This window comes from Paenibacillus sp. JNUCC32 (assembly GCF_014863545.1).
GTDB classification, from domain to species: Bacteria; Bacillota; Bacilli; order Paenibacillales; family Paenibacillaceae; genus Paenibacillus_AQ; species Paenibacillus_AQ lautus_A.
In genome coordinates, this window is the sequence record NZ_CP062260.1 from 2,217,371 (window position 1) to 2,230,144 (window position 12,774).

At 44.3% G+C, this 12,774-nt stretch carries 15 protein-coding genes; 9 read left to right on the forward strand and 6 right to left on the reverse strand.

What is annotated here, in order from left to right; translation table 11 throughout:
• The first annotated feature begins 52 nt into the window (after positions 1-52).
• The gene (locus tag JNUCC32_RS09995) at positions 53-409 is read left to right on the forward strand and encodes a hypothetical protein (RefSeq protein ID WP_192571870.1); all 357 of its coding nucleotides are present in this window, start codon (positions 53-55) and stop codon (positions 407-409) included.
• A gap of 284 nt (positions 410-693) precedes the next feature.
• Entirely contained in the window at positions 694-1,791 is a 1,098-nt protein-coding gene (locus JNUCC32_RS10000; RefSeq protein ID WP_192571871.1) for an L-dopachrome tautomerase-related protein, read from the forward strand.
• Positions 1,792-2,051: 260 nt separating this feature from the next.
• Here JNUCC32_RS10000 and JNUCC32_RS10005 read toward each other — a convergent pair whose 3' ends face one another.
• The 5 genes from JNUCC32_RS10005 to JNUCC32_RS10025 are packed head-to-tail and all read right to left on the reverse strand — an operon-like array spanning position 2,052 to position 4,365.
• Complete coding sequence (locus JNUCC32_RS10005) at positions 2,052-2,348, reverse strand: spore coat protein (protein ID WP_192571872.1); 297 nt, start codon at positions 2,346-2,348, stop codon at positions 2,052-2,054.
• Positions 2,349-2,358: 10 nt separating this feature from the next.
• The gene (locus JNUCC32_RS10010; RefSeq protein WP_145036501.1) at positions 2,359-2,559 is read right to left on the reverse strand and encodes a hypothetical protein; all 201 of its coding nucleotides are present in this window, start codon (positions 2,557-2,559) and stop codon (positions 2,359-2,361) included.
• Between the two features lie 32 nt (positions 2,560-2,591).
• On the reverse strand, positions 2,592-3,728 hold the full coding sequence (locus JNUCC32_RS10015) for a zinc-dependent alcohol dehydrogenase (RefSeq protein ID WP_192571873.1): 1,137 nt from the start codon (positions 3,726-3,728) through the stop codon (positions 2,592-2,594).
• On the reverse strand, positions 3,725-4,111 hold the full coding sequence (locus JNUCC32_RS10020) for a spore coat protein (RefSeq protein WP_145036499.1): 387 nt from the start codon (positions 4,109-4,111) through the stop codon (positions 3,725-3,727). The genes JNUCC32_RS10015 and JNUCC32_RS10020 overlap by 4 nt, the downstream gene beginning before the upstream one ends.
• A gap of 11 nt (positions 4,112-4,122) precedes the next feature.
• Positions 4,123-4,365 carry a spore gernimation protein GerQ gene (locus JNUCC32_RS10025; RefSeq protein ID WP_192571874.1) on the reverse strand — a complete coding sequence of 81 codons (243 nt, stop codon included), beginning with the start codon at positions 4,363-4,365 and terminating at the stop codon, positions 4,123-4,125.
• A 196-nt stretch (positions 4,366-4,561) separates the two neighbouring features.
• On the opposite strand from JNUCC32_RS10025, the gene JNUCC32_RS10030 reads away from it, so the two are divergent.
• On the forward strand, positions 4,562-4,843 hold the full coding sequence (locus tag JNUCC32_RS10030; RefSeq protein ID WP_192571875.1) for a hypothetical protein: 282 nt from the start codon (positions 4,562-4,564) through the stop codon (positions 4,841-4,843).
• Positions 4,844-5,590: 747 nt separating this feature from the next.
• On the forward strand, positions 5,591-6,817 hold the full coding sequence (locus tag JNUCC32_RS10035; protein WP_192571876.1) for a copper amine oxidase N-terminal domain-containing protein: 1,227 nt from the start codon (positions 5,591-5,593) through the stop codon (positions 6,815-6,817).
• A 418-nt stretch (positions 6,818-7,235) separates the two neighbouring features.
• Here the strand turns inward: JNUCC32_RS10035 and JNUCC32_RS31850 are convergent, their stop codons facing one another.
• Positions 7,236-7,382, reverse strand: coding sequence for an S-Ena type endospore appendage (locus JNUCC32_RS31850; protein WP_374705858.1), 147 nt, complete (start codon positions 7,380-7,382; stop codon positions 7,236-7,238).
• A gap of 157 nt (positions 7,383-7,539) precedes the next feature.
• Between JNUCC32_RS31850 and JNUCC32_RS10040 the strand changes: the two genes are divergently transcribed.
• The 5 genes from JNUCC32_RS10040 (at position 7,540) to JNUCC32_RS10060 (ending at position 12,594) form a co-directional block, all read left to right on the forward strand.
• On the forward strand, positions 7,540-8,100 hold the full coding sequence (locus tag JNUCC32_RS10040; RefSeq protein ID WP_192571877.1) for a helix-turn-helix domain-containing protein: 561 nt from the start codon (positions 7,540-7,542) through the stop codon (positions 8,098-8,100).
• A gap of 222 nt (positions 8,101-8,322) precedes the next feature.
• On the forward strand, positions 8,323-9,549 hold the full coding sequence (locus JNUCC32_RS10045) for a CynX/NimT family MFS transporter (protein WP_192571878.1): 1,227 nt from the start codon (positions 8,323-8,325) through the stop codon (positions 9,547-9,549).
• A 5-nt stretch (positions 9,550-9,554) separates the two neighbouring features.
• Positions 9,555-9,986, forward strand: a complete 432-nt coding sequence (locus tag JNUCC32_RS10050) for a universal stress protein (RefSeq protein ID WP_192571879.1) — start codon at positions 9,555-9,557, stop codon at positions 9,984-9,986.
• A gap of 800 nt (positions 9,987-10,786) precedes the next feature.
• On the forward strand, positions 10,787-11,401 hold the full coding sequence (locus tag JNUCC32_RS10055; RefSeq protein WP_228468921.1) for a sensor histidine kinase: 615 nt from the start codon (positions 10,787-10,789) through the stop codon (positions 11,399-11,401).
• A 362-nt stretch (positions 11,402-11,763) separates the two neighbouring features.
• Positions 11,764-12,594, forward strand: coding sequence for an AraC family transcriptional regulator (locus JNUCC32_RS10060; RefSeq protein WP_228468990.1), 831 nt, complete (start codon positions 11,764-11,766; stop codon positions 12,592-12,594).
• Positions 12,595-12,774 lie beyond the last annotated feature (180 nt).

The window sequence follows — 12,774 nt, forward strand, 5'->3', positions numbered from 1 at the left end:
ATGACCGGCAGTTGGGAAGAAAGCTTCAAGCCAATCGCTGGGGCGGAATACGATGGGGTTGAAGCTGGCCTTCCCGGCCTGCAGGATCAACAGCGTAAAGCTCACGATCTCGAGATCCGTCCAAATTCATGCCCGTGTCGGCTATGCTCAAGGACCGCAAGTTCCGCATCCCGCAGCTCCCGAATACCAGCAGGAACTCTTAACTCATACCCGTTGGTGGCGCGAGATTTATCAACATCGTAGTAAAGAGGGAGCAGAGTGCTTGTCGGTTACGACCGATTTCGGCCCGCCAAATTATTTGCACACAATGCATTTCAGCAATGAACCTGTGGCGAATTTATGGGAGGTGTGCGACTGGATGAGACAATATATCGCTGCTGAAATTGCACACGAATCCTTTAAAGAGTAACGATCAGCCGACATCATGTTCAAGCGTATTCTCTATTACAATGAGAATGCGCTTTTTTGTGCTTCCGTACCATAAGCAACTTTTGTTCAACTAATAGGCAGGATAGTCAAATATGCAGATGTGTTGATGGTATCCTTTTCGACGATCATTACCTTACTGGCGGTCCAAACGATACAATTGTTCCTCGTTAATGATAAGATAGAAAATTTATCAAGAACCAGGCACTACAAAAAAATTTCATCATATATAATTGATATCCGTTCGGATTTGATGAGGAGGATATTATGCAACCTATGTTACCTATGGAAAAATATTTTGGACGGTTTGAACTGGTCCATGCTTTTTATGGGGCAATGCCTACAGGTGTCAGCGTTTCCGAAACCGGTCGTATTTTTGTTTGCTTTCCGAAATGGGGAGACGACGTTCCATTTACTGTGGCGGAAATTGTTGAGGGTGAATTGCAGCCTTATCCCAGTTTAGAAAACAATATGGTTAGTACTGGTAATATCACAATGTCTTTCGTCAGTGTCCAAAGTATCGTTGCCGATGGAAGAGGAACGCTTTGGGTACTAGATACAGGGGCACCAAATTTTTCTGAACCTATTCAAGGGGGAGCAAAATTAGTTGCTGTTGATTTAAGCACGAATACAATAAGGAGAGTATATACCTTTACAGAAGATGTTGTCTTGCCAACCACTTATCTGAATGATGTCCGTTTGGATTTTCGGGTTGGAAGCGCGGGATATGCATATATAACGGATTCTTCTTCCAGAGGGCCAGGGGCTGTTATCGTCGTAGATTTAGACAATGGGAACGCGTTTAGACGATTAAATGGGGCAGAATCAACTTCACCTGATCCCTATTTTTTACCGAAAGTAGAAGGTGAAATTTTGATGAATCGAAACCCGGACGGCTCGACTTTCCCATTTAGATTGGCTTCCGATAGTTTAGCGATTTCTCCTGATGGAAAGGTTTTATTTTATGCTCCGCTAACCAGCCGTCAACTGTTCTCCATCTCAACAGAAGCCCTTAGAGACAGAAGAATACAGGACATGAATTTATCCCAATATGTGCAGTATTGGGGAGAAAAAGGTGCGTCTGATGGAATGATCACCGGCGCAAAAGGAACGATTTATGCGGGAGACTATGAAAACAACAGTATCCGGAAAATATTGCCGAATGGCGCAATGGAAACCATCGCGCATGACCCGAGAATTTTATGGCCGGATACTTTTTCGATTGGCCCCGATCAATACTTATATGTCATTGTGAATCAATTACATCGGCAGGCGAGATTTCATTATGGAAGAGACCTGCGGGAAAAACCATATAGTTTACTTCGTATGAGAATTGATGAATTCCCTGCTCCTACCTTTTCATAATAATCTTAAACGAAGGTAGCTATCCCTCATCAGGGAGCTGCCTTTTTTGTCAGTTGAAATTATGATATATTCCCGCAAATGGCACCTGACCCTGAAAAACGTTTGCGCAGCAAATATTTAAGGGCTTTTTGAGGTCGGATGACAATGGTGTACTTGGCGGGAAAATGTTGCTTCCTAGAAGCAAAAGCCCCTCCACAGTTTTGCGGAAAGGGCCGTGAACCATTGTGGTTTTATGCATTTTGCCTGGACGAAATACGGTGTCAGGACAGAATGTTCATAGCGGTCTGAATGTTTTTCAGATCAAGCTGAATTTGCTCTGGAATATGGTAGGGATGGTATAAGCCCCTCTGCATCATGTAGTTTGTTATCTTTTCATGGGACTCTATGGCTTCTTCGAGCTGTTTCATCATAATTTGCTTGATTTCGGGGGTGGCACATTCCGTCACGGCCATGGCGTAGTTCCTGACTCCGCTCTTGGCGTTCATCAAAAAATCCATTGCGATCACTTCATCGGTCAGCATATGAAGCCCTGTCATGTGTTCTAATATTGGGTTCATGTTTTATCTCCTATAGGGTCGCTTTAGACAGCACTCCACCGAGTTCCTGAAGCTGCTGTTGTGATAATTGTACGTCTTGTTGCAAAATCTGCATGAGCTCAGGGTCGGTTACCAGAGCTTGCATGGTCTTGGATTTGGTCATGCAAACCGTCTTGAACGCAGCCATTTCATGAACCTCCAGCATCTCATGCAAAGCGTGATTGGAATTCATTCGGATTGTCCTCCCGTGTATCTATCCATAATTTAAGGCTTTAAGATGACTTTAATGCAATCGTCCGTTTTGGTATCGAACACTTCATAGCCCCGTTTTGCTTCGCTGAGCGGAATGACATGCGTAACAATGTCTCCAGGGTCCACTTTGCCAGACGTAACCAACTCGTACATATACGGCATGTAGTGAATGACCGGAGCTTGCCCGGAGCGGATATTCACGTTTCGCTGCATGATGTCGCCGAGCGGGAATCCGTTATAGCGTCCGCCGTATACCCCAGTGACTTGGATAGTCCCGCCTTTGCGGACAGCCTGTGACGCAATGATAAATGCGCTCATGGTGCCGCCTTGCAGTTTCAAACCACTGGCTAGAAACTCAAGATCGCTCATCTTGCCGTCCATGCCTACCGCATCAATGACGACATCGGCGCCGCCTTTGGTCATTTCCTTGAGATTGTTGCCGATATTCTTATCTTGTTCGAAGTTCACGATTTCCACATGGTTCGTTCGCTTCGCATGCTGTAAGCGGTAATCGACATAGTCAACGGCGATAACCCTCTTTGCTCCCTTTAGCCAACAGAATTTCTGGGCCAGAAGTCCGACCGGACCGCAGCCGAGCACAATGACAGTATCTCCATTCTTGACGCCGGCGTTATCTACGCTCCAGAATGCCGTCGTCATGGCATCGGCGATCAAGCTTAGCTTTTCGTCCGGTTGCTCGCAGTTTTCAGGAATCTTGAAGTGGGTGAAATTAGCAAACGGAACTCGTAAATACTCAGCTTGCCCACCAGGGTAACCACCGGTCGTTCCGGAGTAACCGAAATAGGCGCCCATATCCCCGTGTTCGTTTGAATTGTCGCATTGGCTTTCCAACTGATTCTTACAATAAAAGCATTCTCCGCATGCGATGTTGAAAGGGATGATCACCCGGTCGCCTTTCTTTACCTTGGTCACTCCAGGACCTACTTCTTCTACAATCCCCATCGGTTCATGCCCGATGACATAGTTTTCCTGAAGGTTAGGGATCATTCCGTGAATCAGGTGAAGGTCCGAACCGCAAATGGCGGAACTTGTGACTCTTACGATCATATCGTCCGGTTTTTCAATCTTCGGATCCGGCACCTCTTTGACCACGACATTTTTAATCCCTTGATACGTTACCGCCTTCATGCTTTGTGTCCTCCAATATGTTCATCTGGGGTCCGATCAAACATCCCTTTACGCGACGTATCATCCGGGAACAAATTCATCTGCCCGATCATCACCGTATTGTTTGCCGAAAGCTGGTCGAGTTGGTACTGTTCGTTCAGCTCGTAGGGATGGAACCATTTTTTGCGAATCATGAGCTCCGTGATTTCTTGGTGCATTGCAATACCCTGCTTAAGATGATTGTGCAGCAGGGCTCTTACATCCGGTGAAGCCGTTTCCGTCAGGGCGATGGACAAATTACGCACACCCTCCTTGGCACGAAGAAGGAAGTCCATGGCAAAAGTCATATCTGCCATTTCCGGCATATTTAATGAATTAATCGGGTCTAGATAATCGGTATTCATTTGAATTCCCCTTAATGTGTTATAGGTGTCGGACTATTCGGAACAGGCGCTTGGAAAGGAGCTCTTGCGTAGATTGCTTGCAGCTCGGCGAGCTGTTGTATGGATTGGATTACGTCTTTCTGCATTAAGGCCTTTAGCTCTTGATCAAAGACCAGGCCTTGCATAAGTTTTGACTTAGCGAGGCAGAGCGTTTTAAAGTTTAACGCTTCATGCAGTTCCATCGATTCGTGCGGTGCTAGCGTTGGATTTTTCATTCAGAAATGATCACCTCCCTTTTCATCAACGTTAGATTTTCCAACGCATCGGATCTTATACTAAAATGGATTGCCGGAGATGTAAGATCCGTATATTCCCATACCGTTCACAGGAATATAAACAAATTCTTAACCTCATACTTAATTCTGTTTAACTTAACTGAATGATCTTGCTCAAAAGGGAGGAGTACTCACTGTGCCCAATAAAAACAAAATTGATCTAGGCACCGAAACTACAAGAGAACCGGCAGAAGGTACACTTAATTCCAGCGGTAATACGCTGGAGCAGCATGCATCTAACGCTGCTTCTGAGGCACAAACTGCATTAAATCAGGCGATAAGCTCGATAAGTGAATCTAATGCGGCAACAAATTCACAAGCTTTAGAGAGGGCCCGGCAGCAATTGACCCAAGCTGAGGAATTTTTAGATCAAGCGCAAACTTCAGCAAATGCATTACGTCTGCCTGATCAACGATAAGACGGTTTTGGCACAGATAGGCTTGACATAGATTCTTCTTTTTCGGATACAGTAGAGTCAGGCTTACTAATGTCGAGGTATGGTTGTCTGTCTATATCGAGTATATCCCGATGATGTTTCCGAACTTACGCCGATACTTTTTCCGCATGGGCAAATGACCTGCGTAGCTGCTCAAGGAACGTATTTGCCTTAGACACGGTGAGTTTCCGTCAAAAGGCTTCGGCTTTTGACGAAGCTTTTTGTTTTTTGAGCTGTCTCAGACATTTTCAAAAAAAATTATCGAAACCGGATATGATTAAGCAGTGTAGCCCAATATATACAATTTGCCGGACTTTGATCACTTTATTGGGAAAAATCCCCTTTCAGTAGACAAGAGAAAAAAGACATCTGTTAAGATGGACTTAATCTTGCCTAACGAATGAAGGGGATTTTTTCATGACTAAAAAAGAAAAGGACAAGAACATGTGCCGATGTGTCCCAAGCTGATCCGTCTACCCAGTAACCGTGTCGCCAATCACAAGTATTTCGTTGGTAATGGGCGCGGGCTTACGCTTTTGGGTCCGGGAAAATTGATATTATCAATTACGATAAACGAGATTTATGTATAAGCCATCCTTTATTTCAAATTCTGCAATCGATCGAGCCTGTTGATCTTGTTACCAATTATTACATACCTTATAATCTCATTATGTGCAAATGCGTGCACAGTAAGAAAAAGAACAAATTCAAAAAGATAGGAAATCAACCATGAGAAAATTGCTAGTATGCACGTTAGCTATCATGCTAAGTTTAGCTGCGTTTACCCCCGCTATTTACGCTTCTGAAGTCCAAGTATCCGTGGATGGGCGTGATGTACAATTCCCGGATGAGCACCCATATGTCGATCAGAGATCCAACCTTACGATGGTTCCACTTGCTTTTATATCCGACAAGCTTGGAGCTGCTACGAAATGGGACTCAAAATTAAAACAAATCACGATCTCGCTTAACCGTGACACTGTTATTTTGGTGATTGGCGATCATCATGCACTGGTGAACGGTAAAAGAGTAGACTTTGAAGGGTCGGCAGTGCTCAAAAACGGCCGCACGATGGTTCCGTTGCGTTTTATAAGTGAAGCCCTGCATGCTAATGTGGAGTGGCAGCCCACGCGCAATCTGGTGAGCATTATGACCTCCGTGGCCAATGTTCCGAAAGGAACATGGATATGGGACAGTCAGATCATCAAACAGGATCAAGAGAAAATTATAAGCTTTGCAAAAATGAAGGGTGTGACATCTGTTTACCTTCAGGTGAATAGAGATATCGATCCAGCGATATATGAAGGTTTTATACGAAAAGCCAAAAGCGAAGGAATTCAAGTGGAAGCCCTTGAGGGGCGCCCCGAATGGGTCTATAAGTCTAAGCAGGAGGATATTCGAAAATTCATCACGTGGGTTAAAACCTACAATTCCTTTGTTGGCCCGGAGGCAAGCTTTACAGGACTGCATTTCGATATTGAACCTTATGCGCTAAGCGAATGGAAAAAGGACAACAAGGCGATTATTGAAAGCTGGATGGACAATTTGAGACTGATCGAGAAAGAAACCAGAGGAAGCGGCTTGAAAATTGCTATCGATGTTCCGTATTGGCTGAATACGATTAATGTTCCGGGGAAGGATTACAGTATGAGCGCATGGCTGCTCGAGAAGTTCGATTGCCTCGTCATAATGAATTATCGGAATCATGCATTAGGCAGCAATGGAATTGTGGAAAATGCGCAGGCCATGCTGAGAGAAGCATCCACTCTGAAGAAGAAAGTTGTTGTTGCTGTAGAAACGGTCAAAAGCACAGAGGGTCCGCGGGTCTCATTCTTTTCCATGAGCAATGAAGTGATGGAAAAGGAGCTTCAATCTGCCCATAATCAATTGGCTCGCTACGCAAGCTATGCCGGCTTTGCCGTTCACGATTTTAAAAGCTGGCAGGACATGAAATAAGCAGCTGGTGTTTATCTAATTGTCTGACGTTTAAGTCGAAGGGCATTAAAACGGCTTGCTGATCGGGGAAAACTTTACCGCATATGCCATAGCTCATAACACTCCCAAATAATTAAGCTAACGGTGTCGAGGGACAAGAACAGGGTCCCATAGAAAGTCGCTATAATAGCGGCTTTTTTGTTTTATCGGTACAAGTTTTACAATTTTTAATGAAGAAGGAGAAGTTGATGAAATTAGTTTTTCCCCATAGACGAACTACCATCTCCTGTCATATTTCACTGTACAAAGGATAAGAGATGCAGTCCATTTCCAAGGTAAGGTCTTTACGAGAACAAAATATACGTACGTAATTATGTAATAGGCGATACAAAAGGACATTAAAAAGAAAATGGCACCCTTTGGGTGCCGCTTGAGCATGTTATGGTTTTAATAACTTATCCGATAGCGTGAGGTGATACAGATCTCGCCTGTCGCCGGTGTCGGCTGTGGCCCCTGCAGCTGTAATTTGTATGGAGTTAAAGTTAGTTTTGGTAAAGCTCAAGCTCGAACCGGGGTCAACCTTCAACTTTCATCGAGATTTTATCTGATATTGAACTTGTGAACAATTTAAGTACGTAAGGGAGGTATGGAAATCCACTGGACTTACAAGTGGTATCGTATGGAAAAGAATCTAGATTAACAATATACTAGCTATAACAGTTTATTGTTGAGGAGAATATTAAATGGATGAAGTCAACGAATCAAAACAAATTGTATTACAAATGGGCGGTGCCTTGAAAAAGTACAGAAAAGAAAAAAATATGAGCTTAGACGATTTAGCGGAATTAACGGGCGTAAGCAAACTTACTCTGGGGAATATCGAACGTGGCGAAACAAATCCAACTTTAGCGATTATATGGAAAATTTCAAAAGGCATATCTTTACCGCTATTTGCTTTGTTCAAATCAGAGAACCCTGTTAGTTTGTATCGAGCAGGCGAAGGATTACGGTTTTCTAATGATGAAAAAAATTGGATCATTGAACCAGTCTTTAAAAGCAGCGATATGGAAATGTGTCGGGCATACCTACAGCCAAATAGCTCGTATTACCCTGAAGGTCATCATGTGAATACAACTGAAATCGCGACAGTAATGACTGGCTCCATTGAAATTCAAGTCAATGAAGAGATTTATACATTGAATCAATATGATACGATCAGTTTTCGTGCAGATTGTCCTCACTCTTATACCAATCATACGAATAGCGAAACAGTGCTCCATATATCCTTAAAATATGGTTTCTAAAAGTCGATAAATTCTACTTATTAAAAACAACTCCGAATTCATGGCGGGAATTCAGAGTTGTTTTTTTATTGTCAGATGAGTTTTGGTATATCTTAAAATATTTATTGTTAATTTTAATATATTATAATATACTTTTGTTGTTCGCGCGGATGTTATAGCAAAGTTTTTTTCAATCAACAGGTAGCAAATCATACGTAAGAATTCAGGAAGGAGAAGTGAAGAATGCCGAACAAACCAAAAAACGTACCGTCCTCTATATTGCTGATTATTCTCGGCATTATTGTTATCGCAGCTAATTTACGTACTCCCTTAACCTCAGTCGGTCCTTTAGTGAGTCTTATAAGGGATGACGTTCATATTTCAAATACATTAGCAGGCCTGATCACAACGGTACCCTTGCTCGCCTTTGCTTTATTATCGTCTTTAGTACCAAAATTAGGACGAAGATATGGGGTTGAGCGTGTCATTTGGATTGCCCTTATCTTTCTGACTGCTGGTATTGTCATACGTTCATTATCTGGCGCAGTTAATCTGTTTATTGGGACAGCAGTTCTTGGATTCGCCATTGCCGTATGTAATGTATTATTGCCAAGTATAATCAAAAGGGATTTCCCGGATAAAATTGGCTCCATGACAGGTGTTTACTCCATTTCAATGAATTTATGTGGAGCAATCGCATCGGGGATCAGTGTACCGCTAGCCGTGAACGCAGGTCTAAAATGGCAGGGAGCACTGGGAATATGGGGGATTCTAAGCTTTGTATCGATCCTCTGTTGGCTACCCCAATTAAGAAATCAAACAAAACAAACTGCCACGACGAGTCAAAGGATGGTCAGCTACGATGTGAATGTTTGGCGATCCCCGCTTGCCTGGCAAGTAACGTTATTTATGGGTATACAGTCCATGGTATTCTATGTGTTGATCGCATGGTTGCCTGAAATTTTAAAGCAGCAAGGAATTGACTCCAACCAATCAGGATGGTACCTCTCGATCATGCAGTTAGCGATGCTCCCATTTACCTTTATTGTCCCCGTTATTGCCGGGCGCATGTCTAGCCAACGTTTATTAGTGGTCATCACAACCATTTTGCTTATGACGGGAACGATCGGACTTCTTTACGGAAGCTCCAATATCATTCTGCTGTGGATCATCATGCTCGGAATTGGTGGAGGCTTCGCTTTTAGTTTGTCCATGATGTTTTTCGGGTTGCGCACTCAAAATGCGCATCAAGCAGCGGAACTGTCTGGCATGGCCCAATCGGTCGGATATCTTCTTGCCGCAATCGGCCCTGCCCTTATAGGATATCTGCATGATGCGACAAATAGTTGGAACCTGCCACTTTTCATTCTGCTTGGGGCTTCGGTCGTACTCTTTTTAGTCGGTATAGGAGCAGCAAGTAATCGTTTTGTAGGTAGCCGGAATCGTTACGAGTTGCCACGGAAAGGATGATAAATATGTTTGACAAAATTATGGTGGCCATTGATAAAGCTGAAATAACGAACAAAATCCTCGATGCAACCATTGAAATAGCCCGAAACAAACAAACCCAAGTTACCTTGGTTCATGTCAGCCAGGATTATGTGTCGAACGGAATGACATATGTACCAGTGAATTTCTTGGAAGAAGTATTGAACGAAATGGAGAAAGCGAGTCTGGAACAGCTGCAAGAAGCCAAATCTAAATTAAAATCTGCGGGAATTAACCCGGAAACCATTCATCTTAAGGGAGATCCTGCACATGAAATATTAAATTATGCATGGGATACCGAGCAGCGACTTATTATTATCGGAAGCCGTGGCCTAAGGGGAGTAAAAGGAATGATGCTTGGAAGTGTCAGCCACAAGGTTTCTCAGTTATCAAGTTGCCCAGTCCTCATTGTACATTAACTCCTTCGGGAACTGCTGAGATGATGTAGTGTTATACTGGCAGGGGAATGTTTATCGTACTATATCTATTAGTTGTTCACAGGCTGACGCTAAAGATGACGGGAGGGGGACCTGTCACTACACGGTGCTCCACAACGATCACCACCGTCCGGGCGCGCACGAAGAAATGTAAAATTCTGTTAATAATATGGATAAAAATGACACAACGTTACCATTTTGCTCGGAGTTAATGACACAAAGTCATCCCTTTGGTTGGAGGTTACGACATAAAGATTCCCTTTATATGGTGCAATGGAATTGTTCACTGTTTGCGCTCCAAAACAAAAAGTTTATGTGTTAGAAACGAGTAGAAGAGGGCAAAATCGTGTCAATAATGAGAGTAACTTTAACAATCCATAATAAATAATGGCTGAAAGGTGATAAGGTCATTAGACATCTGTCGAGGGACAAGAACATGGTCCCATTGAAAGTCGCTATTATAGCGGCTTTTTTGTTTTATCGATACAAGTTCTTGTCCCGATTTGTGGACAAGAACTTGTATCGATTGCCGAAAAGGACAAGAAGATAGTACGATTACCGATTAGATAAGCATACAACTGTTTTAAAAGAAAAATACTTATCAAATTACACATTGATTATGTCAGAACACATATTTTCGGATTTACTACTATATCCGCACAATAAATACAATGATTCATCTTGACTTGAACATCCTCCAAATCAGCTGAAATTAGGAAATTGCAATAACCTAAAGACAGAACAGTTTTAATAGTTTGTTACAACCTACACGGATCACAACGATGCAGGGTTATGCAGAGGTGCTGCGGCTCGGTATGGAACAGAGCGAAGAGCAGCGTCAGAAATATGCGAACCGCATACATACCAAGGCGAGGTTTATCGCTTCGCTTGTTGATGACCTGTTTGAGTTAACCAAACTGGAGAGCACGGAACTGTCATACGAGCGGAAGATAGGCGATTTAGCTGAGCTGTGCCGCACTGCGGCAGCCGATCTGTACGATTCGTTTGAACGGAAGGGAATTACGCTGGACATCCGCATTCCGGAATCGCCAGTCATGTTGTCTTATCACGAAGGTCTCATGCATAGAGCTCTTTCGAATTTATTGACGAATGCCCTGAAATACAATAAGGAGGGTGCTCATGTATGGCTGGAGCTGGAGGCATGCGAGAAAGATATCCTGCTTACCGTTGGAGATGACGGTCCGGGAATATCGGACCCTGTGAGAGAGACGGTGTTCGAACCTTTCGTGCGCGGTGATCAAGCTAGGAGAAGTGACGGCGGCAGCGGGCTCGGCTTAGCCATCGCACGAAGTTCAGTTGAGCGGCATGCCGGGCAAATTTGGCTTGATCCGGAGGCGGAGGGCACCGTTGTTCATATTCGATTGACCAAGACATGAGTGTATGGAGCGATTCACCGTTTCCAACTATAAAGCGCCATGCAAGATAAACTTTCAAATAGGGGCCCTCCAACATTTTTACGAAAACATACGTTAAGTTTTTAAACATGACGGTATTGTCGTTATTTATTCCTTTAATCTGAAAAAGTGTAACCTTATCGCCACTTACTATTACTGGAGTTAGGGCCTAGCCGTTTACGTTACGGATGATAATTTCTAATTTTGAGCGGATGCGCCCGTTTACAATCAGACGCATCATTGGATATGCTACGCTGATTCTGTCAAATGTTGTATAGAAGCCGCAGATCGCGCTAAAATGGCTTTAAATTAACGCTCAAAAAAACGGGGGCTTCGCCGTGACGATGAAATGGATCGACTTGTCCAGGAATGCGATAGACTTATACGAGCAGAAACATAGGGGCGGGCATCTCGTGTCCGAGCACTATCACCAGACGCACCAGCTGCTATTTGTGCTGGAAGGGGAAGGCACGATCCGGCTAGGGGATGAAGTTCGGAAGCTTACGGTCGACGATACGGCGCTGATCGTTCCGTATTCCGTCCACTCCGTCATGTCCGACTTCAGGCTGACCTTGTTAGTGTTGGCGTTTGACGAGGCAGTGCTCGATCCGGATATGAGGGCGCAGCTGCTCCACGCCTACTTTCCGGCCTCCTGCCTGCTGAAGCCGGGATTGTTTGCTGCGAGCGAACTGCGTCAGCTGCTGAGGAAAATGCTGTTCGAGCAGTCCAGGGAGCTGTCGCCGCTCGTCCGGCTTTCGCTCAAAGTCCAGCTATCCCAGTTGCTGCTTTTGCTGGTTCGATCGGCCGGAACGGAGGCAGCCGGAGCGGGCTCCAGCTCCAACAAGCTGCGTGCCGAGAAAATTCGCAGCTATATCGATTCGAAGTATTTTGATCCGCTGACCGCGGGGGACATCGCTTCCAAGCTGGACATCAGCACGCGGCACGTGAACAACATCTTCAAGGAACGGTACAACATGACACCGATGCAATATTTGACCGAGGTACGCATCCGCGTCGCCCAGAAGTTGCTGGTGGAAACGGGTAAGGACATTATTTCGATCTGCTTCGAGGTCGGCTACGATTCCGTGTCTACGTTTTACCGGTCGTTCAAAGCTGTCGCCAAGCTGTCGCCAAAGGCGTACCGGGAGCTGAACGCGCCCGCGCATGCTGAGTAGGCAGGGATCCTTCCGTCAAATGGACAGCGAGTGCACAATGTGCGATCAAAGGAACAAGATAACGATCAAGGGATGTCCGGCCGATTGATTGAAACATATTTTCCCCTTCATCCCCCATCGGATAAGCGCCGGCGGGGATTTTGTTTTTCGCTCGAATAATTCGCTTCCAAAATTGAGAAT

Coding starts and splice junctions, on each gene's coding strand:
- JNUCC32_RS09995 (WP_192571870.1), top strand. CDS start 53: ATGGGGTTGAAGCTGGCCTTCCCGGCCTGCAGGATCAACAGCGTAAAG.
- JNUCC32_RS10000 (WP_192571871.1), top strand. CDS start 694: ATGCAACCTATGTTACCTATGGAAAAATATTTTGGACGGTTTGAACTG.
- JNUCC32_RS10005 (WP_192571872.1), bottom strand. CDS start 2,348: ATGAACCCAATATTAGAACACATGACAGGGCTTCATATGCTGACCGAT.
- JNUCC32_RS10010 (WP_145036501.1), bottom strand. CDS start 2,559: ATGAATTCCAATCACGCTTTGCATGAGATGCTGGAGGTTCATGAAATG.
- JNUCC32_RS10015 (WP_192571873.1), bottom strand. CDS start 3,728: ATGAAGGCGGTAACGTATCAAGGGATTAAAAATGTCGTGGTCAAAGAG.
- JNUCC32_RS10020 (WP_145036499.1), bottom strand. CDS start 4,111: ATGAATACCGATTATCTAGACCCGATTAATTCATTAAATATGCCGGAA.
- JNUCC32_RS10025 (WP_192571874.1), bottom strand. CDS start 4,365: ATGAAAAATCCAACGCTAGCACCGCACGAATCGATGGAACTGCATGAA.
- JNUCC32_RS10035 (WP_192571876.1), top strand. CDS start 5,591: ATGAGAAAATTGCTAGTATGCACGTTAGCTATCATGCTAAGTTTAGCT.
- JNUCC32_RS10040 (WP_192571877.1), top strand. CDS start 7,540: ATGGATGAAGTCAACGAATCAAAACAAATTGTATTACAAATGGGCGGT.
- JNUCC32_RS10045 (WP_192571878.1), top strand. CDS start 8,323: ATGCCGAACAAACCAAAAAACGTACCGTCCTCTATATTGCTGATTATT.
- JNUCC32_RS10050 (WP_192571879.1), top strand. CDS start 9,555: ATGTTTGACAAAATTATGGTGGCCATTGATAAAGCTGAAATAACGAAC.
- JNUCC32_RS10055 (WP_228468921.1), top strand. CDS start 10,787: ATGCAGGGTTATGCAGAGGTGCTGCGGCTCGGTATGGAACAGAGCGAA.
- JNUCC32_RS10060 (WP_228468990.1), top strand. CDS start 11,764: ATGAAATGGATCGACTTGTCCAGGAATGCGATAGACTTATACGAGCAG.